Source organism: Streptomyces sp. NPDC001502, from assembly GCF_042894785.1.
GTDB lineage: Bacteria > Actinomycetota > Actinomycetes > Streptomycetales > Streptomycetaceae > Streptomyces > Streptomyces kutzneri.
The window spans coordinates 40693-60555 of the sequence record NZ_JBIAVW010000008.1 but is presented as its reverse complement, the minus strand read 5'-3'; the positions used below and the strand labels follow the sequence as shown (position 1 = coordinate 60555).

General features: G+C 73.3%; 18 protein-coding genes. 6 read left to right on the top strand and 12 right to left on the bottom strand.

What is annotated here, in order from left to right; genetic code table 11:
• Window positions 1-7 precede the first annotated feature (7 nt).
• Genes ACFY0D_RS15790 through ACFY0D_RS15775 form a run of 4 tightly spaced genes read right to left on the bottom strand, consistent with a single transcriptional unit; the run spans window position 8 to window position 4413 of the window.
• Complete coding sequence (locus ACFY0D_RS15790) at window positions 8-1216, bottom strand: MAB_1171c family putative transporter (protein WP_390798874.1); 1209 nt, start codon at window positions 1214-1216, stop codon at window positions 8-10.
• Window positions 1213-2739, bottom strand: coding sequence for an NAD(P)/FAD-dependent oxidoreductase (locus tag ACFY0D_RS15785; protein ID WP_390798873.1), 1527 nt, complete (start codon window positions 2737-2739; stop codon window positions 1213-1215). The genes ACFY0D_RS15790 and ACFY0D_RS15785 overlap by 4 nt, the downstream gene beginning before the upstream one ends.
• A 16-nt stretch (window positions 2740-2755) precedes the next feature.
• Window positions 2756-3391, bottom strand: a complete 636-nt coding sequence (locus ACFY0D_RS15780; RefSeq protein WP_390798872.1) for a toxin-antitoxin system, toxin component — start codon at window positions 3389-3391, stop codon at window positions 2756-2758.
• Window positions 3388-4413: a hypothetical protein gene (locus tag ACFY0D_RS15775; RefSeq protein WP_390798871.1), complete on the bottom strand. Its 1026-nt coding sequence runs from the start codon at window positions 4411-4413 to the stop codon at window positions 3388-3390. Before ACFY0D_RS15775 ends, ACFY0D_RS15780 begins: the two co-directional genes overlap by 4 nt.
• Before the next feature lie 252 nt (window positions 4414-4665).
• Here ACFY0D_RS15775 and ACFY0D_RS15770 point away from each other — a divergent pair, with 252 nt between their 5' ends.
• Window positions 4666-5112, top strand: coding sequence for a hypothetical protein (locus ACFY0D_RS15770; protein ID WP_390798870.1), 447 nt, complete (start codon window positions 4666-4668; stop codon window positions 5110-5112).
• A 139-nt stretch (window positions 5113-5251) separates the two neighbouring features.
• Window positions 5252-5674 carry a hypothetical protein gene (locus tag ACFY0D_RS15765; protein WP_390798869.1) on the top strand — a complete coding sequence of 141 codons (423 nt, stop codon included), beginning with the start codon at window positions 5252-5254 and terminating at the stop codon, window positions 5672-5674.
• On the opposite strand, the gene ACFY0D_RS15760 is transcribed toward ACFY0D_RS15765, so the two are convergent.
• Window positions 5660-6448, bottom strand: a complete 789-nt coding sequence (locus ACFY0D_RS15760; protein ID WP_390798868.1) for a helix-turn-helix domain-containing protein — start codon at window positions 6446-6448, stop codon at window positions 5660-5662. The genes ACFY0D_RS15765 and ACFY0D_RS15760 overlap by 15 nt on opposite strands.
• 24 nt (window positions 6449-6472) lie before the next feature.
• A complete protein-coding gene (locus ACFY0D_RS15755; protein WP_390798867.1) occupies window positions 6473-8254 on the bottom strand; it encodes an FAD-dependent oxidoreductase in 1782 nt (593 codons plus the stop codon).
• A 174-nt stretch (window positions 8255-8428) separates the two neighbouring features.
• Here ACFY0D_RS15755 and ACFY0D_RS15750 point away from each other — a divergent pair, with 174 nt between their 5' ends.
• Both ACFY0D_RS15750 and ACFY0D_RS15745 read left to right on the top strand, forming a co-directional pair.
• Complete coding sequence (locus tag ACFY0D_RS15750) at window positions 8429-8734, top strand: 4a-hydroxytetrahydrobiopterin dehydratase (RefSeq protein WP_301364906.1); 306 nt, start codon at window positions 8429-8431, stop codon at window positions 8732-8734.
• A complete protein-coding gene (locus ACFY0D_RS15745; protein ID WP_390798866.1) occupies window positions 8734-9498 on the top strand; it encodes a class I SAM-dependent methyltransferase in 765 nt (254 codons plus the stop codon). The genes ACFY0D_RS15750 and ACFY0D_RS15745 overlap by 1 nt, the downstream gene beginning before the upstream one ends.
• 106 nt (window positions 9499-9604) lie before the next feature.
• On the opposite strand, the gene ACFY0D_RS15740 is transcribed toward ACFY0D_RS15745, so the two are convergent.
• The 6 genes from ACFY0D_RS15740 to ACFY0D_RS15715 form a co-directional block, all read right to left on the bottom strand.
• Entirely contained in the window at window positions 9605-10453 is an 849-nt protein-coding gene (locus tag ACFY0D_RS15740; RefSeq protein ID WP_390798865.1) for an aldo/keto reductase, read from the bottom strand.
• 128 nt (window positions 10454-10581) lie between these two features.
• Complete coding sequence (locus tag ACFY0D_RS15735; protein WP_390798864.1) at window positions 10582-11358, bottom strand: ABC transporter ATP-binding protein; 777 nt, start codon at window positions 11356-11358, stop codon at window positions 10582-10584.
• Window positions 11355-14036 (bottom strand): ATP-binding cassette domain-containing protein, encoded by a 2682-nt coding sequence (locus ACFY0D_RS15730; RefSeq protein ID WP_390798863.1) that lies wholly within the window; start codon window positions 14034-14036, stop codon window positions 11355-11357. Before ACFY0D_RS15730 ends, ACFY0D_RS15735 begins: the two co-directional genes overlap by 4 nt.
• Window positions 14037-14045: 9 nt before the next feature.
• Entirely contained in the window at window positions 14046-15314 is a 1269-nt protein-coding gene (locus ACFY0D_RS15725; protein ID WP_390798862.1) for an ABC transporter substrate-binding protein, read from the bottom strand.
• 159 nt (window positions 15315-15473) lie between these two features.
• Window positions 15474-17297 carry an AMP-dependent synthetase/ligase gene (locus ACFY0D_RS15720; protein ID WP_390798861.1) on the bottom strand — a complete coding sequence of 608 codons (1824 nt, stop codon included), beginning with the start codon at window positions 17295-17297 and terminating at the stop codon, window positions 15474-15476.
• Between the two features lie 103 nt (window positions 17298-17400).
• Window positions 17401-18258 (bottom strand): LysR substrate-binding domain-containing protein, encoded by an 858-nt coding sequence (locus ACFY0D_RS15715; RefSeq protein ID WP_390798860.1) that lies wholly within the window; start codon window positions 18256-18258, stop codon window positions 17401-17403.
• A 126-nt stretch (window positions 18259-18384) separates the two neighbouring features.
• On the opposite strand from ACFY0D_RS15715, the gene ACFY0D_RS15710 reads away from it, so the two are divergent.
• Window positions 18385-19425 (top strand): bile acid:sodium symporter family protein, encoded by a 1041-nt coding sequence (locus tag ACFY0D_RS15710; protein WP_390798859.1) that lies wholly within the window; start codon window positions 18385-18387, stop codon window positions 19423-19425.
• 9 nt (window positions 19426-19434) lie between these two features.
• Entirely contained in the window at window positions 19435-19863 is a 429-nt protein-coding gene (locus ACFY0D_RS15705) for a (2Fe-2S) ferredoxin domain-containing protein (RefSeq protein WP_390798858.1), read from the top strand.

Genomic DNA, 19863 nt, shown 5'->3' with positions numbered 1-19863 from the left:
TGGGCCCTCAGGCGCCGACCGGGCCGGGGTTCAGGTCCGGCGTGCCGGCGGTGGCCGCGTCACGGGCCCCGGCGACGATGTCGGAGGTACGGAACGCGTCCGCCAGGGCGGTCAGGGGCCGCCGGCCCAGACGGTAGGGCTCCGGGATCGCGGCCGGCCCCGGCACGGATCCGCGCGCGGCGGCGGCCTTGCGGTGGCAGGCGGCCGCCAGGACGGCGGCGTCCGCGACCGTGGCGGCCCGCGCCTCGCCCATGCCCCGGCCCCGGGCCTCCTCGTACGCGGCGCCGTGGACCTGGGGGTCGAACCAGCCGGCCAGCGCCAGGATGCCGTCGTCGATGACCGACTCGCGGTGGATGAGCCGGATCCCCACCGGGGACCACCAGGCCAGCGGGACGGTCCGCCCCTGGGCCGCGGCGAATCCGCGCAGCGCCTTCCACAGCGGGCGCAGCCGCCGGTACTGGCTGAGGGCCACCCATGTCGCCGACCCGCCGACCAGCGGCACGACGAATCCGGCACCGAGCAGCAGCCCGGCGGCCCCGGCCAGTGGCGGTGCCACGTCCGTGGACAGGAACACCCAGTCGTGGCCGGCCCAGCGGGCCACCACCGAGGCCCACTTGGCGGCCAGGTAGGCCAGGTCCATCAGCCCGGCGACCACGATCAGGGCCAGCCCGGTGCGCAGCGGGCGCAGCGCGCGGTCCGCGCGCGCCAGCCACTTGCCGCACAGCCAGGTCAGGGCCGAGGTGCCCATGGTGTGCGCCACGAGGAAGCAGACGATCATCTCGCGGATCCAGGGCGTGGTCGCGTAGTACGTGTCCAGGTCCTGGAGCCGCTCCACCGGCGCGTCGCCGATCACGAACAGGACGACGATCGCCGCGGTCGCCGTGCCGAACAGTGCCGTGGTCAGCCGGGTGGCCCGGCGCACGGCCGCGGGCGGCCCGCCGCGCCACTGCAGGACCAGGACGACGCACAGCCCGGAGAACACCGTGGCAAGGCCGAACACCAGGGGCGCGGAGAAGTTGACCACGCCGGTGCGGCGGTTGACCGCGGCAATGGTGGACGGCGATGCCAGGAAGTTGATGGGAGCCCCGACGACGAGCAGCGCGCACGCGGTCCGGTTCAGCGGCTGGTCCCAGTCCCGGCGCAGGGTCGGCACCTTGATCAGCAGCGCCAGGACCATCAGGGAGGCGGGCAGGAGCGGCAGCATTCTGCCGCTCATCGGGCCTGTCCGACGGCGTCGGCGGGGCCGACCGGGTCCGCCGACGGGCCGGTGCCCGTGCCCGTGTCCGTGTCCGTGCCCGTGCCGGTGTCCGTGCCCGTGCCGGTGCCCGGCTTGGTGCCGGGCGCCCGGTCGAGCCCGGCGACGGCCCGCTCGGCGGCGGTGAGCGGCGGCGCCTTCAGCGCGCCCCGGTCCGAAGCACGCAGGACGTGCCAGACCACCGACGGGTGGAGCCAGTGGGTGGGAGCGGTGCTCATGGTGAGGACCTTGAACAGGGCGGCGGTGAGCACCTCGTCCGTGGTCGCTCCCGTCATCAGCCTGTTGACGTACACGTTGAGCAGACCGGTGCCGGCACGCGGCTTTACCCCGGTGGCTCCCGGATACAGGATGTCCTGCGACGTGGCCAGCTCCCAGGCGGTGCTGACCTGCGGCGCGATGACGCGCTGCGCCTCGCGGCCTATCCCGGGATGCTCCAGTCCCTTCGCCCGCAGCAGGGTGCGTACGGCCAGGATCCCCTGGGCCGCGACGGTCATGCCCTGTCCGTACAGCGGGTTGAAGGTGGCGACGGAGTCGCCGACGGCGAAGAAGCCGTCGGGCAGCTCGGCCTTCTCGAAGTAGATCCGGCGGTTGGCGGTGCCCTGGGTGACGGCGACGTCCGTCAGGGGCTTGCGGCCCTCCAGGAGCTCCCCGACGATCGGGTCGCGGACGGCCTTGGCGAACGGGATGAACGCGTCGGGGTCGCCGGTCGGCTGGCCGCCGCGGGTCCCCGAGAGGGTGGCCTGCCACTGGCCGTTCTCGATGGGCACGATCGTGGCCGTCTGGCCCGGGACGGGCACCCTGGGGTCGGACTGGACGTTGACGATGGGGAAGCCCATCTCGTGGGCTCCGGCCGGGGCTTCGAAGATCCTCGTCGCGTAGACGAGGCCCGAGTCGACCTCGGCCTGCCGGATGCCGTTGACGCCGAGCGCCTGGAGCCAGGTCCGGGCGCGCGAGCCGCGACCGCTCGCGTCGATCACGAGGTCGGCGGTCAGCAGCCGGCCGGCTTCCTCCGGGGTGTCGACGAGGACGCCGGTGACCCGGGACGCCGTACCCTCCAGGGCGCGTACCCGGCTCCGCTGCAGCGTGGAGACCCCCTTCAGGCCGGTCACCCGGGCGCGGACCACCGAGTCGAGGAGATCGCGGCTGCAGGAAATGTTGAACTGCTTCTCCCCGCACCGCGGGATCCATCCCTGGGCGGACTTCGAGACGAGGTCGGTGGGCAGGCTGCGGCGGATGGCGCCCGCCTTCGTCCAGTCGGCGGTGATGCCGGGCAGGATCCGCTCGATGGCCCGGGCGCCGCCCGACCACAGCAGGTGGGTGTGCCGGGCCTGCGGGAGCCCACGGCGCGGGGCCGGGCCCTCGGGCAGCGGGTCGGCGTCGATGACGGTGACCGTGGCGTGCTCGGCGAGGACAGCGGCCGCGAGGAGGCCGGCCAGACTGCCGCCTATGACGACGGCGTGGCGGGGCGGGGTGGACTGGTTCATCGTGGCGTGCTCTCTGTCAGGGCCGTGCTGAGGGCATCGGCGTGAGGGGTGCGGCGACCGGCTGGTGCGGGTCACGGCGTGGCACGGGGTTTCCCCAGCCGAGTGAGGACTTGATGCGCTCGATGGCCTCGGGGAGCTGCTGTTCGCGGGGCGAGGGCAGGTAGGAGCGCAGGGTGTTGCCGAGGTGCAGGCCGAAGGTCTCGGCCCGGATCTCCGCCGGATCGCCGTGGTCGGCGCGGGCGGCGGCCTGCCGGACCACCGCGTCCAGCCCGGAGCCGGAGGTCAGCAGGTCGGCGAGACGGCCGGGGTGTCCGGCCAGCCGGGCAGCCACCAGCATGCCAGGACCGAGGCTTTCGCAGGTGCCCTCGTCCAGGTGCCACAACTCGTGGCACGCGATGACGAGCTGGTGTTCGGGCCGGGTGTGCTGCTCGACGACGATCAGGTCGACGTCGTCCAGCTCCAGCCACAGCCCGCTCGCGGTGTCGGGCGGGAAGGAGGTGAAATGGACATCGACCTTCCGCTCTCCGCCACGCCGCTCGGAGTAGGCGGCGCACAGCGCCCCGATGATCTCCCTGGCATCGGCCGGCGGCGTCAGGCGCGCTCCCTCCAGGAGTTCGGAGCCCAGCTTGCGCATGGCCCGTGTGGTCCTCATGGTGTTTCTCCCTCGGCGGCGGCGCCCTCGGTCGGCGCCCCGCTCTTCGTGCCCGGAACTCCGAGCTGCCCCTCGCGCGCGAGGAGGTCGTCCAAGTGGTCGGCCAGCGACTTCCAGCCCTGGGGCGACAGCCGTCCGGCCCGCGTGACGATGCTGCGCACGTCGTGCGCCCGCAGCACCGCCAGCATCGGGTTCTCCCGGTCCCGCACCGCGGACTCCAACTCCCCCTCGATCAGGGCGAGGGCGCTGGAGAGCGCCTCGGTGTCATCGGCCAGCAGGAAGCCGCCCTCGACGCCGTAGAAACGCTGGATCCCGGCGGCCGCGGCGAGGTTCGGCAGGCCCTCGCCCTGGGCGAGGCGGGTCAGCGACTGCCCCGACGCGTCGAAGGACTTGGCGATGGCCGCCAGTGAGTGGGGCTGGCCGTCCTCCCGTACGCGGGTGCGGCGCAGGTGCTCGAACCGCAGGTGCACCTGCTCCTTGAGCGGGAGCCGGGGCGGCCTCCCGTCGAGGGTGAGCCGGATGGCCTGCGGGGTCATGCCGGTGAGGTACGACAGGTGCTCCAGGTCGTCCCGGCCGTCCGAGACGGTGGTGGCGGACAGGGCGAGGGCCCGTTCCACCGCGCTCTTGCTGTCGGCCAGGAGGAAACCGGCATGGACGCCGAAGAACCGCTGCACACCGGCCGCGTGACCCATCCGGGGCAGCCCGGTACCGGCGTTGAGCGGCCCGAGAGAGGCGCCGGGGGCGTCGAAGTCGTCGGCGATGGCCGCCAGCGACCACTCCCGGCCGTGCTTGTCGCGCCGGGTCGCGCGCAGCCGCAGGAACCGCTGGTGCACCCGGCGCTCCAGCGGCGCCTCCACGGCGGTGCCTGCCACCACCTGGGGTACGCGCCAGGGTTCGACTCCGGACAGATGACTCAGCCGCTCCATCGCCAGCACCTCGGCCGGATCCTGCCCGTGCTCCTGTGCCAGTACCCAGGTGCGGCGCCAGATGGCGGCGAGATCGGGTCGGGCGGCGGCTCGCACCGGCGGATTCTCCATATGTCGACAAGGCGTTCGATTGATTCGGGCTCCGTGAAGCGTAGCCTCCCGCCCCTGGCCGAACCAGGGGAGCCCCAACGTTTCCTGCCGTACAGCTCAAAAAGGGTTGGCATCCCTGCGCCTGTGAGGCCGTACGCCAAACTCCGTCCGGGCGCCGCGTGTTGGACGGGAGCGCGGCCGACGGACCGGGCGCGGCGCGCAGCCGCTAAGATCGCGCCATGACCTCACATCAGGCGGATGCCGCGTAGATCCCCGCGTGCGCTGAGGGCCACCGCGCCCGACAGGCAGAGCGACAGCGAGAAGAGCACGCTGCTCATCAGCGCGTGCCCCGGGCCGCCGGTGTGCGCGGCCGTCCACACCTACCTCTTCGTCGACGGCCTCGACGTGGTGGCGCGCAGCGACAGCGGCATGGCCGGTCTCGGCCCGAGGCAGCTGCTCCGCCCGGGCGGGCCGCTCTATCCGACGGACATGCCGCGCAGCGCGGCCGTGGCGACCGGGGAACCACCCGAATCAGGGTCGCCCCGGCTGACCATCGAGATCCGGCTCCGTGGCGAGACGGTCATCTGGTCCGACCTCATGTACGCGGGCCGCGACGACACCACCGTCGAGGAGGTCCGCTTCGGCCTGGAGCAGTACCTGGGCGAGATCGAGCGAGCCTACGCGGCGCTGAAGGACCACCCTTGAGGGGCGCTCGTTACCCCGGAGGTAATCGACCCTCCCCGCGGGCCCCGGCACAGTGGACGCATCGGGTTCCGGGGCCGCGCACTCGGTCCCGGGATCCGTGTCCCACCTGGCCGTTCGACCTCGATGGAGGCTGATTCCCATGTCCGCGACCCCGCTCGCCGGCTTCGCCCGCAACCGCGTCCCGCAGACCGCGCTGCGCCGGTTCCTCGCCCTCGACTCCGTCGTCACCACCGCCAACGGGATCGCGTACGTCGCCCTCTGCGCCCCGCTCGGCCGGCTGCTCGGGGTGGGGCAGGGGCTGCTGTCGGCACTCGGCATCCTCCTCGTCGCGTACGGGGCCGCCGTCGGCTGGCTCGGCTCGCGGCGGCAGCCGCCCGTCCTTGCCGTGAAGCTCGTCATCGAGACGAACTACGTCTGGGCCGCCCTCAGTCTGGCGTCGCTGGTGCTCTGGTTCGAACCCACCACCGCCGGGCTGCTGTGGATCCCGGTGCAGGCCGCCACCGTGGCCGGCTTCGCCGTGCTCCAGCAGCTCGCCCTGCGCTCGGGTTCAGCCGCCCAGTGAGCGCAGGTATTTCACCGTCGCCGGGTCGGCCGGGAGCATCGTCTCGATGGCCAGCTCGGCGACGGTCACGTCCATCGGCGTGTTGAAGGTCGCGATGGACGACACGAAGGACAGCAGGTGCCCGTCGTGCTCGATGACCAGCGGCAACGCGATGTACGCGGCGGGTTCCTCCGGGGCGCTGCCGCCCGGGCGCTCGGCGACCGGATAGGCCGACACCTCCTCGTACAGGGCGCGCAGCGGCTCGGAGCGGGCCAGCGCGATCTGCCGCTCCATCTGCGCCAGCAGGTGCCCGCGCCACTGGTTGAGGTTGTGGATCCGCGGGGCCAGGCCCTCGGGGTGCAGGGTGATCCGCATGGCGTTCAGCGGCGGGGTCAGCAGGTGCTCCGGCAGGCCGTCCAGCAGCATCGCGATGCCCCGGTTGGCGGCGACGACGTTGTACACGGCGTCCACGACCAGGGCGGGATAGGGCTCGTACCCCGTCAGCAGGCGGGCGATGCCCTCGCGCAGCGTCTCCATCGCCGGGTCGTCCAGCGCGGTGTGCGCGTAGCGCGGGGCGTAACCCGCCGCGAGCAGGAGGGAGTTGCGCTCCCGCATCGGCACGTCCAGGTGGCCGGCGAGGCGCAGCACCATCTCCTCGCTCGGCCGGGACCGGCCCGTTTCGATGAAGCTGATGTGCCGGGACGAGGAGTCGGCGCGGCCCGCCAGCTCCAGCTGGCTGATGCCGCGCCGCTCCCGCCAGGCGCGCAGCAGGGTGCCCACACTCGTCGTCGTCATGCGCACGACGTTAGCCGAGGAGGGTCAGCCCAGGTCGAAGACGTTCCGCAGGCCGAGACGGTAGCGCCACCGGTCGTGCCGTTTGGCGGGCTCCAGTTCCGGCGCCCGGTACATCGGATGGACCGTGCACCGTGGCGCGCCGGAACCGTCCCGGTCCAGCAGGGAGTTGACGGCCGCGCGCGCCGACGCGTTGGCCCCTTCCATCGTCGCGAGGTCGATGTCGACGGCGACGTAGTCCCCGCTGAGGAAGAAGTTCGGGATACGGGTGCCCGCGCTCGGCCGGTTGTGCAGGGTGCCGACCGGGTGGATCAGCAGCTCGTCCTGGTTGGTGGGGTGCGGGGTGCCGAGCCCGTCCACGCCCGGGTCCAGGAACCACGAGTGCAGCGTGGAGTCGGTCAGCAGGGTCCGCCCGGTGTCGTTGAGGGAGGCCTTCAGCTGCGCCCACACCTCGCGCGCCACCTCCTCGCGCGTGCACTGTTTGGCCGTCTTCCCGTACAGGATCCCCGGCTTGTCCCACTCGGAGATGTCCACCGACAGGCAGTCGACCGCCGTCCCGTCGCCGTAGTCGGCCGGGAAGTCGCGGGACGGCCAGTGCTCGGCCTGCTGGATCGCCGTCAACGACCAGGGGGAGTCGATGCAGTTGAGGTGGCCGTGCACCAGCTCGGCCCGCTCGGTCAGATAGAACTGGATGCCGGTCATCCAGTCCGTCTCCAGCTTGTCGCAGCGCCCCAGCATCGGATCGGCGGCCCGCAGCGCCGCGCTCCACGTGCGGCGGGCGTGCTCGACGGGCAGCGCGCTCACGTAGTGGTCGGCGGTGACGGTCTGCGCGGCGCCGTCCGGCCCCTCGACGGCGACGCCGCTCACCCGGCCGCCCGCGTACCGCACCTCCCGCACGGTCCAGCCGATCCTGAACTCCACGCCGAGGGAGCGCAGATGGGCCTCCCATGGGTCGATCCAGGCCTCGTTGGTCGGCAGGTTGAGGATCCGGTCGGGCGGGCCGTCCGCCCCACGCCCCAGCAGGTTGAGGACGAAGGCCTCGCCGAGGGTGCCGACCGTACGGGTGGAGGCCTCCTCGGCCTTGGTCGCCACGATGTTGCGGGTGATGCCGACGGCGAGGATGCGTCGGTACTCGTTCGACATCCGCTCCGCGCGCACGAAGTCCCACCACGGCGTCCGCTCCCAGACCTCCTCGCGCCGCTCGTCGCAGCTGGTGAGGAAGACCAGCACGCGGTCGGCGAAGTACGCCGTCTCGTGCGGCGGGAGCCGGACCAGTGTCTGCAGGATGCCGGCGAGGGCCCGCCGGATCTCCTCGGGCGTCAGCTCGGCGGGGGAGTGCCCGGGCCAGGGGATGGGTCCGCGCAGGTCCTCGCGCCCGGCCGACCGGGCGAACATCATCTCGCGCGGGGCGACGAGGTTGTCCCACACCCCGGCCGCGTTCCCGGGGAAGGGGATGCGCCGCATGGTGTCGGGCAGGTTGTGGTAGATGCCGGGGATGAAGCGGAAGCCGTGCTCGGCGGGCAGTGGCCGGCGCCCGCCGCGGGCGCTGCCGGGTACGTCCATGCTGCGGGCCTTGCCGCCGAGGGCCCGGCGCTCGTACACGGTCACGGCGTAGCCGCGCTCGGCGAGTTCGTGCGCCGCCGTCAAGCCCGCCACCCCGCCGCCGAGCACCGCGACACGCCGTCCGGCGGGCGGTGGTCCGGCGGCCGCCGCCGGGGTCGCCCCGGCCCCGGCCAGGACCGCCCCGGCGGCGGCCGCCGCACCCGCGCCCGCGATGAACGTACGCCTGGAACTTCCTGTGCCCGTCATGGCGAATGCCCCCTCGTTACCGCTGGTAACAGTGCGTTCGGCGCAGGAGCATATGGGGGGTGCGGCGGAGCTGGAAGGCGTAGAAGCACCCGAGCGCACTATGGCGCGAAAGGATTGGTCAGGCGTGCACTGTGGGAACCTTGACTACACGTCACGGGGAAAAGGAGCCGGTGCATGCCGAGTGAGCCGCTGTCACAGAAGGAGATCGAGGACCGGTTGCGGGAGCTCCCCGGCTGGTCCTTCGAGGACGACCGGATCTTCCGCACCTACCGGCTGGGCACGCACTTCGCCGCGAGCGCCCTCGTCGTCCATATCGCCACGGTCCAGGAGGAGTTGAACCACCACTCCGACCTGACCCTCGGCTACAACACGGTCCGGCTCTCCGTGAACAGCCATGACGCCGGCGGTGTGGTGACGGAGTCCGACTTCGCCCTCGCCGAACGCGTCGAGGCCCTCGCCCCGGCCCACGGCGCGAGCTGATGACCACGCACATACCGTCCGTGAGATCCCTGCTCGACTACGACGCCGAGGCCGAGGCCTACGACTCCACCCGTGGCGGCATCCCGCGCGCCGAGGCGGCGGCCGCCGCCGTCCTCGAACTGCTCCCCGCGGACGCGCACACCCTCCTCGACCTCGGCTGCGGCACCGGCATCGTCACCAGCCGGATCAGCCGCCCCGCCCTGCGCGTCCTGGGCGCGGACGCCTCCCACGGCATGGCCGCGATCGCGGTGGGGCGCGGCATCCCGGTGACCCTCGCCGACGCGGCCCGGCTGCCGGTCCGCTCGCAATCCCTGGACGCGGTCAGCGCGGTGTGGCTGCTGCACCTGCTGCGCGAGCCGGGACTGGTGCCGGCGGTGATCGCCCAGGCCGCCCGGGTGCTGCGGCCCGGCGGAGTCTTCCTCGCCACCGTGGACAAGGACTCGGCGCACGACGTCGGCAGCGACATCGACGCCGTCTTCGCCGCGCACCTGACCCCGACCCCCTCGGACGCCTCCGGGGAGGTCGAGGCCTACGCGGCCCGGGCGGGCCTGCTCGCGGTCGGCGAGGCGCTTTTCACCGGCCACGGCCAGGGCCGTACCCCACGCGGCTCCGCCGAGTCCCTGCTCGCGGGCCGGTACGCCTCCCGGATCGTCCCGCGCGGCATCACCGCGCAGGAGCTGGCGGCCCGGCTGGAACTGCTGCCGGACCAGGACGTCCCGCGCGCGGAGCCGACGTACCGCATACGGAGCTTCGTGCGCGTCTGACCCGCGGGAAGGGCCGCCCGGGCCCTCGCCCCGACCCGGGTCCGGGAGCCGTACGCGTACCCGGACCCGGACCCCGACCCAGACCCCGACCCCGACCCGGATCCCGTCACACGTCGAATTCGGCCGGGTCCGGCCCGATCCGACGGCCCGCCGCACCCGCGCCCAGGGCGTCGAGCGCCGCCATGTCCGCGGCCGCCAGCTCGAAGCCGAACACGTCCAGGTTCTCCCGGATGCGCGCCGGGGTCACCGACTTCGGGATCACGATGTTCCCGTGCTGCAGGTGCCAGCGCAGCACGACCTGCGCGGCGCTGCGGCCGTGCGCGGCGGCGATCGCCGCCACGGCCGGGAGGGTCAGCAGCTCCTTGCCCTGGCCCAGCGGCGACCAGGCCTCGGTGGCGATTCCGCGCCGGGCGTGCACGGCGCGCAGCTCGGCCTGCGGGAAGAGCGGGTGCAGCTCGACCTGGTTCACGGCCGGGACCAGCTCGCTCTCGGCGGCGATCCGCTCCAGGTCGGCCGGGCGGAAGTTCGACACGCCGACCGCCTTGGCGCGCCCGCTCGCCGCGATCTCCTCGAAGGTCTTCCAGATGGCGACGAAATCGTCGCGCATCGGCCGCGGCCAGTGGATCAGGTACAGGTCGACATGGTCGAGGCGCAGCTTGGTGAGGGAGTCGTCGAAGGCGCGCAGCACCTGGTCCCGGCCCCACTTCTGCTTCGGGCCGTTCCACAGCTTGGTGGTGACGAACAGCTCCTCACGGGCCAGCCCGGAAGCGGCGACGGCCTTGCCGGTGCCCGCCTCGTTGCCGTAGATGGCGGCCGTGTCGATGCTGCGGTAACCGGCCTCCAGGGCGGTCCCGACGGCGCGCTCCGCCTCCGCGTCCGGCACCTGCCAGACGCCGTAGCCGAGCTGGGGCATGAGCGTGCCGTTGTTGAGCTTGATGGCGGGGACCTGGTTCACGTCTGGTCGTTCCCTCACGTCGGTTCGTCGGTCGTGGTTCGTCGGTGCGGCGGTGGTGGAGCGTCGCACGAGGGGCGATAACCGGCCCCTCGTGCGACGTATTCCCGCCATCGGTTCCGTACGCACCTTCACGCGGACCCGAGGTACGCCTCCCGCACCAGCGGGTTCGCCCGGACCTCGGCCGCGGTCCCCTCGGCCAGCACCGTTCCGAGGTCCAGTACGACGACCCGCGCACACAGCTCCATCACGAAGGCCACGTTGTGCTCGACCAGCAGCACCGCGCAGCCCTCCCGCTCCGCCAGCCGCCGCACGACCTCCGCGAGCCGGTCGCGCTCGGGCGCGGACATGCCCGACGCGGGCTCGTCCAGCAGCAGCACCCGCGGCGGATCGGCCACCGCGCGGGCCAGCTCCACCATCCGGGCCTGCCCGACCGGCAGCCCGCCCGCGTACGAGGCCCCGAGCGCGCCGATCCCGCAGTCGGCCAGCACCCGCTCGCCTCGGGCCCGGCGCTCGCGCTCCCGCGCCCGCCGGGAGGGCAGGGCGAGGAGATCGGCGGCCGGCCCGCCCCCGCCGCCCCGCCACTCCTGCGCCACCAGCACGTTGTCGGCCACGCTCAGCTGCCCGAACAACTGCTGCCGCTGGAAGGTCCGGCGGATCCCGTGCCGGGCCCGCCAGACGGGGGAGCGGCGGGTGACGTCCGCCCCGTCCAGCAGCATCCGCCCCTGGTCGGGGCGGCGGATCCCGGACAGCACGTCGAACAGCGTGGTCTTCCCGGCGCCGTTCGGCCCGATCAGCCCGCACACCTCGCCCGCGCGGACCCCGAGATCCACCCCGGTCAGCGCCCGGACGCCGCCGAAGCGCACGCCGACCCCGCGGGCCTCCAGTACGTACCCGCCCTCGCTCATGTCGCCATCCCCAGGTAGGCCTCGGTGAGCCGGTCCGCCTCCACCTCGGCCCGGGGGCCGCACCAGGAGACCCGGCCCTGGGAGAGGTAGGCCACGGTGTCGGCGATCCCGAGGATCTCGGCCGCCTTCTCCTCCACCAGGAGCAGCGCCGTCCCGGCGTCGCGGAGTTCGGTGAGCAGCGCGTACACCTCCTCCACCACGCGCGGGGCGAGCCCGAGCGAGGGTTCGTCGGCGATCAGCACCGCGGGCGGCCGCTGGAGCAGCGGAGCCAGCGCCAGCATCTGCTGCTCCCCGCCCGAGAGCGCCCCGGCGGGGATCCCGCGCCGTTCGGCGAGCCGGGGGAAGCGCGCGTAGACGGCGGCCCGGGCATCGGCGTCCCGGAGGTACAGGGCCAGGTTCTCCTCGACGGTGAGCGCGGGGAAGATCCCGCGGCCTTCGGGGGCGAGCAGCACCCCGGCCCGCGACCGGCGTACGGCCCCGTCCCGGGTCGCGTCCCGCCCGCCCACGTACACCGCCCCGCCCGTGGCGGGCAGCAGCCCGGCGGCGACCCGGCAGGCGGTGCTCTTCCCGGCCCCGTTGGGCCCGAGCACGGCGAGGATCTCGCCCGCGCGGACGGCGAGATCGACCCCGTGCAGCACGAGCCCCCCGTCGTACCCGGCGGTGACCCCGCGCAGCTCCAGGGCAAGTTCAGCCCCGCCGGTGTTTGAGGCGCGGGGGTCCGGGGGCGGAGCCCCCGACGGGTCCGGGGCGGAGCCCCGCGAGGAGGAGGCGGCGGCGCGCCGACGCGCCAGCCGCACCGGTACCGCCGCGCAGTACCCGTCCGGGTCATTGGCCAGGGCCAGCCCGGCCAGGCCGAAGAGGATCACCGGCAGGTGCGCGGACTCGGTCACGTACTCGGACAGCAGCCGCGGGGCGACGGCGAACACCAGCCCCGCCACCACCGCGTACTGCGGCCTGCGCACACCCGCCGCCACGACCACCGCCAGCCACACCAGCCCGGTCATCGCCGTGAAGTCCGTCGCCGTGATCCGGGTGTTGTACGACGCGTACAGCACGCCCCCGAACCCGGCCAGCCCCGCCGACAGCGTGAACAGCAGCAGTTTCGTGCGCAGTAGGGAGACCCCCGAGGCGACCGCCGCCGCCGGGGCCGAGCGGACCGCCAGCATCGCCCGCCCCGACGGGGAGTTCCGCAGCGCGGTCAGCCCCGCTGCCACCAGCGCGACCAGGACCACCAGGGCCACCCCCAGCGCCCGGTCGTCGGAGAGGTCCACCGGCCCGAACACCGGCCGCGGGATCGGCCACCCCGCATCGCCGTTGCGCAGCCAGCGCAGCTGGAACAGCACCTGATCGGCCAGGAAGGCCAGCGCCAGCGTGGCCAGGGCCAGCGACCTGCCCCCCAGCCGCAGCGCCGGCAGCGCGACGAGGGCCCCCAGCACCGCCGCCACGCACGTGCCCACCGCCAACGCGGCCACGAAGGGCCAGCCCCGGCTCATCAGGAGCCCGGCGACGAGCGCGGCGCCGGTCACGAAGGTGCCCTGCGCCAGCGACACCATCGCCCCGAGCCCGGTCACCACCGTGAAGGACATGAACACGAGCGCGATGGCGAGCCCCTGCGCCAGCAGGCCGCTCCAGAAGGGGGTGGTCACGGTGTAGAGCGCTACGCACAGCGCCGCCGCGCCCGCCGCCCACACCCCCCAGCGACGCCCCCACGAGGCTCCGGCCAGATGGTCGACCGGCGGCGCGTCCACGGCCGCGACCCCCGCCGTACGTGCCGTACGGGTCAGCACCAGCAGCCCGCCGAACAGGATCAGGAAGGGCACGGCCGTCCGGAAGCCGGTGACGGACTCGGCGAAGGACGCGTACCCGGCCACCAGGTTCTGCAGCACCCCGAGACCGAGTCCGCCCGCGAAGGCGAGCGGCACGGAAGCGAACCGTCCGATGACCGCCGCCGTGGCCGACACGAACAGGAACAGGGTGAAGTCGTGCGCCGACAGCCCCAGCAGCGGGGTGGCCAGCACACCCGCGAGCCCCGCCAGGCCCGACGCGATCATCCAGGCCACCGACGACAGCCGGTCGGCGCTGATGCCGCGCAGCTCGGTCAGCGAGCGGTTGTCGACGGCGGCCCGCAGGTGCAGCCCCAGCCGGGTGTGCCGCATCAGCACCCACAGGGCCACCGCCACCAGCGCCGTCACCACCCAGGTGATCAGCTGGTCGGAATCGATGCCGACGCCGTCCGCGAGCTGCCAGGACCTCGCCGGGCTGGGCCCCACTCCCGGCAGCCCGAACTGGTTCTCCGCCGGTTTCACCGGCGCGCCCGCCTCCGCCAGCAGTTCCACCGCCCACAGCCCGGCGGCCGGCAGCGCCACCAGCAGCCCGATGGTGGCCACGATCTGCGCGGTCTCGCCGACCCGGGCGAGCCGCCGGAACATCAGCCGGTCCAGCCCCCAGCCGAGACCGGGGGCCAGTACGAGGACCACCAGCAGGGCGGCCGGGACGGCGGGCCAGCCCAGCCCCGAGTGCAGCTCGTAGAAGGTGAGCGCGCACAGGTAGGCGGTGGCCCCGTGCGCGAAGTTGAACAGTCCGGACGCCGAGTACGACAGCACCAGCCCGGTGGCGAGCAGTGCGTACAGGGCGCCGGAGACCAGACCGCTCAGCACGAAGACGAGCAGATCCCCCATGCCGCGCCCCTACTTGAAGGGGATGGGTTCGTAGCACTTGAACGGTACGGAGACCTCGTACGCGCCGTTCTTCAGCTGTACGAGCGCCCCGCAGCCGAAGCTGTCCTTCTGCCCCTTGGGCTCCGCGCGGTCGCCGACGAGCGTGCCGGTGTCGGAGAAGCCCTGCGCGGCGGCCTGGAAGGACTCGACGGTCAGGTTCTTGCCGGCCTTCTGCGCGATGGAGAGGAAGAGGTCGGCCGACATGTACCCGGTCAACATGTGCATGTTCAAAGGCACGTCCTGGCCGCCCGCGGCCGCCTTGATGTCGGCCTTGAACTGCGCCATCTTCGGGTCGGCCGACTCGAAGGGCTGGAACTGCAGCAGCACGTGCACCCCGTCGAGGGCCTGCTTGGTGGCTTCCTTGGCGAGCAGCCCGGGGTCGTAGTCGGTCGGGTCGGAGAGCAGCCCCTGGTAGCCGCCGCGCTTGAGCGCGGTGAACAGTCCGATGTTGTTCGGGGTCTGCATGACGGAGACGACGGCGTCCGGGGCCTTGCCGTCGTTGCCGGTGAGGATCTCCTTCACGTACGCGGACCAGTCGCTCGGGACGGCGGTGGCGGGCACGGAGGCCTTGGCGTAGGAGACCTTGAACCCGGCGCTGGTGAAGCCCTGCTGGAAGGTCCGGATGCCGAACTTGCCGGCGTCGCTGTCGTTGGCGATGATCGCAACCGTTTTGCCCTGGGCCCCGCCGAGGATCTGGCCGATGCCCTCGGGCCAGGTCTGGTTGAGGGTGCCGCCGGGGGTGGGGACCAGGCAGCCGTTGAAGCCGTAGATGTGCCGGGGGCCGCAGAAGGCGGGCAGGGTGCCCCAGCCGAAGGTGGGGACCTTCTCCTGCTCCAGGAAGTCGGCGCCGGAGAAGGTCACCGAGCTCATGGGGGAGACGGCGAAGACCTTGTCCTGCTGGACGAGTTTGCGGGCGGCCGCGAGGTTCTTGGCGGGGTCCTGGCCGTCGTCCTCCGCGCCGAGGTAGTCGATCTCGCGTCCGTTGATCCCGCCCTCGGCGTTGGCCCGGAGGTAGCGGGCCCTGGCGCCGAGGTCGGTGTCCTTCTTGCTGTAGCCGCTGGCGCTGGTCATCGACACGATCCCGCCGACCTTGATCGAATCGGCGCTCACTCCCCGGGAGTTGCCCGGCGCGTCGCCGGGTTTGCCGGGGGAGGTCCCGTTGGTGGAGGCGGAGTTGCAGGCGGAGACGAGCGCGAGGGCCGCCGCCGCGGCGGCCAGGGTGCGGATCGGTCGCAACATGTCGGGGATCCCCTCCGGTTGGAATCCCCGCATTCTGTGCGTGACCTGACGGATCGTCAATATTGTCGGCGAACTGAAATGACGATCCGTCAGTTACGTGTACGCGCGCCCGGCGGACGGCCCGGACCTGCACCGCGACGCTCGGCCTCCGGACCCGGATCAGGAGGAGTACAGAGCTGCGACCTCCTTCGCGTACGCCTTCTCGATCGCCCGGCGCTTGAGCTTCAGCGAGGGGGTCAGCAGCCCCCGCTCCTCCGTGAACTGCTCACCCAGGACCCGGAAGGTGCGGATCGCCTCCGCCTGCGAGACCAGGGTGTTCGCGGCCACCACCGCCCGGCGCACCTCCGCCGTCAGCTCGGGGTCGCCCACCAGCCGCGCGGCCGGCAGCTGCGGCCGGCCGCGCATCGACAGCCAGTGCGCCATCCCGTCCATGTCCAGAGTGAGCAGCGCCGCGATGTACGGCCGGTCGTTGCCCACCAGTACGCACTGCGACACCAGCGGATGCGAACGGACCCGCTCCTCCAGCGCGGCGGGCGCGACGCTCTTGCCGTTGGAGGTCACCAGGATGTCCTTCTTGCGCCCGGTGATGGTCAGGTACCCGTCCGCGTCCAGCCGGCCCAGGTCCCCGGTGGCCAGCCAGCCGCCGCGCAGGACCGCCTCCGTCCCGCGGGGGTCGTTGAGGTACCCGGAGAAGATGTGGCTGCCGTGCAGCCAGACCTCCCCGTCGTCCGCGATGTGCACCGTACTGCCCGGGATCGGCCGCCCCACCGTGCCGTACTTGGTCGCACCGGGCGGGTTCGCGGTGGCCGCCGCGCAGGACTCGGTCAGCCCGTACCCCTCGAACACCGTGATCCCGGCCCCGTCGAGGAACAGCCCCAGGCGGCGCGACATCGCCGACCCGCCCGACATGGCGTGCCGCACCCGGCCGCCCATCGCCTCGCGGACCTTCCCGTAGACGAGCCGGTCGAAGAGCTGGTGCTCCATGCGCAGCGCGGCCGAGGGCCCCGGCCCGGCTCCGAAGGCCTTGCGCTCGCGCGCCTCCGCGTAGCGCACGGCCGTCTCCACCGCCCGGTCGAAGGGGCCCGTACGCCCCTCCGCCTCCGCCTTGCGGCGGGCGCCCGCGAAGATCTTCTCGAAGACGTACGGGACGCCCAGCACGAAGGTCGGCCGGAAGGCGGCGAGGTCCGGCAGCAACTCGGCCGCCGCCAGCACCGGTTGGTGGCCCAGCTTCACCCGCGCCCGGATGGCGGCCACCTCCACCATCCGCCCGAACACGTGCGCCAGCGGCAGGAAGAGCAAGGTGGACGGCTCCTCGCCCTGCCGGGCCTGGAAGACCGACTCCCACTTGCTGACCAGGGTGTCGGTCTCGTACATGAAGTTGGCGTGCGTGAGCACGCACCCCTTCGGCCGGCCCGTCGTCCCGGAGGTGTAGATGACGGTGGCGGTCGCGTCGGGCGTCACGGCACCCCGGTGGCGGTGCACGACGTCCTCGGCGACCCCGCGGCCGTCGGCGACGAGCCCGTCCAAGGCCCCGGCGTCGAGCTGCCACAGCCGGCGCAGGTGGGGGAGCCGGTCGATGACCGACCCCACCGTCATGGCCTGGTTCTCGTCCTCGACCACGCAGGCCGTGCAGTCCGAGTCGAAGAGGATCCAGTGGACCTGATCGGCGGAGGACGTCGGATACACCGGGACGGGCTGGGCACCGATCGCCCACAGGGCGAAGTCGAAGAGGGTCCACTCGTACCGGGTGCGGGACATGACGGCGACCCGGTCCCCGAAGCGCACCCCCTGGGCCAGCAGCCCCCGGGCGAGCGCGAGCACCTCGGCGGCCAGCTCCCGGGACGTCACGTCCCGCCAGACCCCTTCGGTCTTCCGGCCGAGAACCACCCGGTCCGGATCCTCGCGAGCGTGCTGGAAGACGATGTCGGCCAGGCCGCCGACGGGTGCGCCCGTGACGACGGGTGGGACGGTGATCTCGCGCAAGGCCCCGCTCCTCTCCGCGCGCCGCGGTGAACGTACCGCATGGTCAACAGGGGGTGACCGGCCTTCGGATACCTCCACAAGACCTCCCCAGTGATCACGGTGTTCACGCCGTTGACGTGCGACTGAGCCGGTCCGCGCCGGAGAGCACGGCCGCGGCCAGCGCCTCGGCCGCGGCCGACGGACGCGGCCCGCGGAGCAGGGCGAACTCCACCGGCCCGAGCTCCGGCAGCCCGCCGACCCGCACCAGCCCCGGCGGGATCAGCCCCCGGGCGTGCGCCATCACGCCGAGCCCGGCCCGGGCCGCCGCGACCAGGCCGCTCAGGCTGCCGCTCGTGCACGCGATCCGCCACGCCCGCCCGTCCCGCTCCAGCACCTCCAGCGCCCGGGCACGGGTGATGCCCGGCGGCGGGAAGACGATCAGCGGAACAGGGCGCTCCGGGTCTACCCGCAGCCCGTCCGCGCCGATCCACACCATCCGGTCCCGCCAGACGAGCCGGCCCCGCTCGTCCCCGGGCCCCCGCCGTTTCGCCAGCACGAGGTCCAGACGCCCCGCGTCCAGCCGCTCGTGCAGCGTCCCGGAGAGCTCCACCGACAGCTCCAGATCCACCTCGGGGTGCTCGTGCCGGAACCCTTCGAGGATCTCCGGAAGGCGTGTCAGCACGAAGTCCTCGGAGGCCCCGAACCGCAGCCGGCCGCGCAGCCGCGTCCCCGCGAAGAACACCGCCGCCCGCTCGTTCGCCTCCAGGATCGTCCGCGCGAAGCCGAGCAGCGCCTCACCGTCCTCCGTCAGCCCCACGCTGTGCGTGTCCCGGACGAACAGCGGCCGCCCCGTCGCCTCCTCCAGCCGCCGCACGTGCTGGCTGACCGTGGACTGCCCCACGCCGAGCCGCCCCGCGGCCTGCGTGAAGCTGAGCGTCTGGGCCACCGTGAGGAAGGTCCGCAGCTGGACAGGGTCGTACATACCGCCACGGTAGCCGCTCATCACGGACCACGATGGCAGTGAGTGCGGTGTGCGGGTTTCCCGATGAACACCCACCGCCGACCATGAAGGGAGCACCCCGCCCCGACAGCAAGTGAGCACCCCCGCATGCGCCGCCCGCACCTCCCCGCCCGGCTGCCCCTGGACCCGTACATCCTGGCCCTGCTCGCCACGGTGGGCCTCGCCGCCCTGCTCCCCGCCCGCGGCCCGGCCGCCACCGCCGCCGACCTCGCCTCCACCGCGGCCGTGGCCCTGCTCTTCTTCCTCTACGGCGCCCGGCTCTCCACCCGCGAAGCCCTCGACGGCCTGCGCCACTGGCGGCTCCACCTCACCGTGCTCGCCTGCACCTTCGTACTCTTCCCGCTCCTCGGCCTCGCCGCCCGCGGCCTCGTCCCCGGCCTGCTCACCGCCCCCCTCTACGGAGGCCTGCTCTTCCTCTGCCTGGTCCCCTCGACCGTGCAGTCCTCCATCGCCTTCACCTCGATCGCCCGCGGCAACGTCCCCGCCGCGATCTGCGCCGGCTCCTTCTCCAGCCTGGCCGGCATCGTCCTCACCCCCCTCCTGGCCGCCGCCCTGCTCGGCGGCGACGCGGGCGGCTTCTCCCTGGACTCCCTCCTCAAGATCACCCTCCAGCTCCTGCTGCCCTTCCTCCTCGGACAGGCCCTGCGCCCCTGGGTCGGCGGCTTCCTCGTCCGCCACAGGCAGGTCCTCGGCTACGTCGACCGCGGCTCGATCCTGCTCGTCGTCTACGCCGCCTTCAGCGCGGGCGTGGTCGCGGGCATCTGGCACCAGGTGAGCCTCCCGCGGCTCGCCGCCCTGATGCTGGTGGAGGCCGTACTCCTCACCGTCATGCTGCTCGCCACCTGGTACGGCGCCGCCCGCCTCGGCTTCGGCCGCGCGGACCGCATCGCCATCCAGTTCGCCGGGTCGAAGAAGAGCCTGGCCGCCGGACTCCCCATGGCCAGCGTGCTGTTCGGGGCCCACGCCGCCCTCGCCGTGCTCCCGCTGATGCTCTTCCACCAGATGCAGCTGATGGTCTGCGCGGTCATCGCCCGGCGCCGTACCCAGGACCCGCTGCCCGAACTCACCGCCGACCGTGTGGCGGACGTCTCGCCCGCGCGCCAACGGCCCGCGCCCCGGGCCCGTTAACGTTCGGTGGTGACCTGGATACGCCCGCTCGCCGCCCACGCCGAACGCCCCTGCACGCTGGTGGTCTGCCGCGGCTGCTGCTGCGGTGACCCCCGCAAGAACCCCGGCTCCGACCACGCAGGTCAGCTGGCCCGGCTGCGCGAGGCCGCCGCCTCCGGGGGCCGCCTGGCCGTCCGTACGAGCGAGTGCCTCGGGCCCTGCGCCCAGGCCAACGTCATCGTGGTCCAGCCCACCACCGAGGCCCGCCGCCGAGGCGCCCGCGCGACCTGGTTCGGCTGGGCCCTGGACGACACCGCGACCGACGAGATCATCGCCTGGGCCGAGTCCGGCGGCCCGGGCACCACCCCGGTCCCGCCCACCCTGGACCTGCACCGCATCGACCCCCCGGCCCCGAAGCCGGCCGCGCAGTCCGGCCGCCGCGGCCGCCGGGGGCGCTGA

Excerpts from the sequence above, each read along its gene's own strand:
- ACFY0D_RS15790 (WP_390798874.1), bottom strand. The coding sequence starts at position 1,216 with ATGAGCGGCAGAATGCTGCCGCTCCTGCCCGCCTCCCTGATGGTCCTG.
- ACFY0D_RS15785 (WP_390798873.1), bottom strand. The coding sequence starts at position 2,739 with ATGAACCAGTCCACCCCGCCCCGCCACGCCGTCGTCATAGGCGGCAGT.
- ACFY0D_RS15780 (WP_390798872.1), bottom strand. The coding sequence starts at position 3,391 with ATGAGGACCACACGGGCCATGCGCAAGCTGGGCTCCGAACTCCTGGAG.
- ACFY0D_RS15770 (WP_390798870.1), top strand. The coding sequence starts at position 4,666 with ATGCCGCGTAGATCCCCGCGTGCGCTGAGGGCCACCGCGCCCGACAGG.
- ACFY0D_RS15765 (WP_390798869.1), top strand. The coding sequence starts at position 5,252 with ATGTCCGCGACCCCGCTCGCCGGCTTCGCCCGCAACCGCGTCCCGCAG.
- ACFY0D_RS15760 (WP_390798868.1), bottom strand. The coding sequence starts at position 6,448 with ATGACGACGACGAGTGTGGGCACCCTGCTGCGCGCCTGGCGGGAGCGG.
- ACFY0D_RS15755 (WP_390798867.1), bottom strand. The coding sequence starts at position 8,254 with ATGACGGGCACAGGAAGTTCCAGGCGTACGTTCATCGCGGGCGCGGGT.
- ACFY0D_RS15750 (WP_301364906.1), top strand. The coding sequence starts at position 8,429 with ATGCCGAGTGAGCCGCTGTCACAGAAGGAGATCGAGGACCGGTTGCGG.
- ACFY0D_RS15745 (WP_390798866.1), top strand. The coding sequence starts at position 8,734 with ATGACCACGCACATACCGTCCGTGAGATCCCTGCTCGACTACGACGCC.
- ACFY0D_RS15735 (WP_390798864.1), bottom strand. The coding sequence starts at position 11,358 with ATGAGCGAGGGCGGGTACGTACTGGAGGCCCGCGGGGTCGGCGTGCGC.
- ACFY0D_RS15730 (WP_390798863.1), bottom strand. The coding sequence starts at position 14,036 with ATGGGGGATCTGCTCGTCTTCGTGCTGAGCGGTCTGGTCTCCGGCGCC.
- ACFY0D_RS15725 (WP_390798862.1), bottom strand. The coding sequence starts at position 15,314 with ATGTTGCGACCGATCCGCACCCTGGCCGCCGCGGCGGCGGCCCTCGCG.
- ACFY0D_RS15715 (WP_390798860.1), bottom strand. The coding sequence starts at position 18,258 with ATGTACGACCCTGTCCAGCTGCGGACCTTCCTCACGGTGGCCCAGACG.
- ACFY0D_RS15710 (WP_390798859.1), top strand. The coding sequence starts at position 18,385 with ATGCGCCGCCCGCACCTCCCCGCCCGGCTGCCCCTGGACCCGTACATC.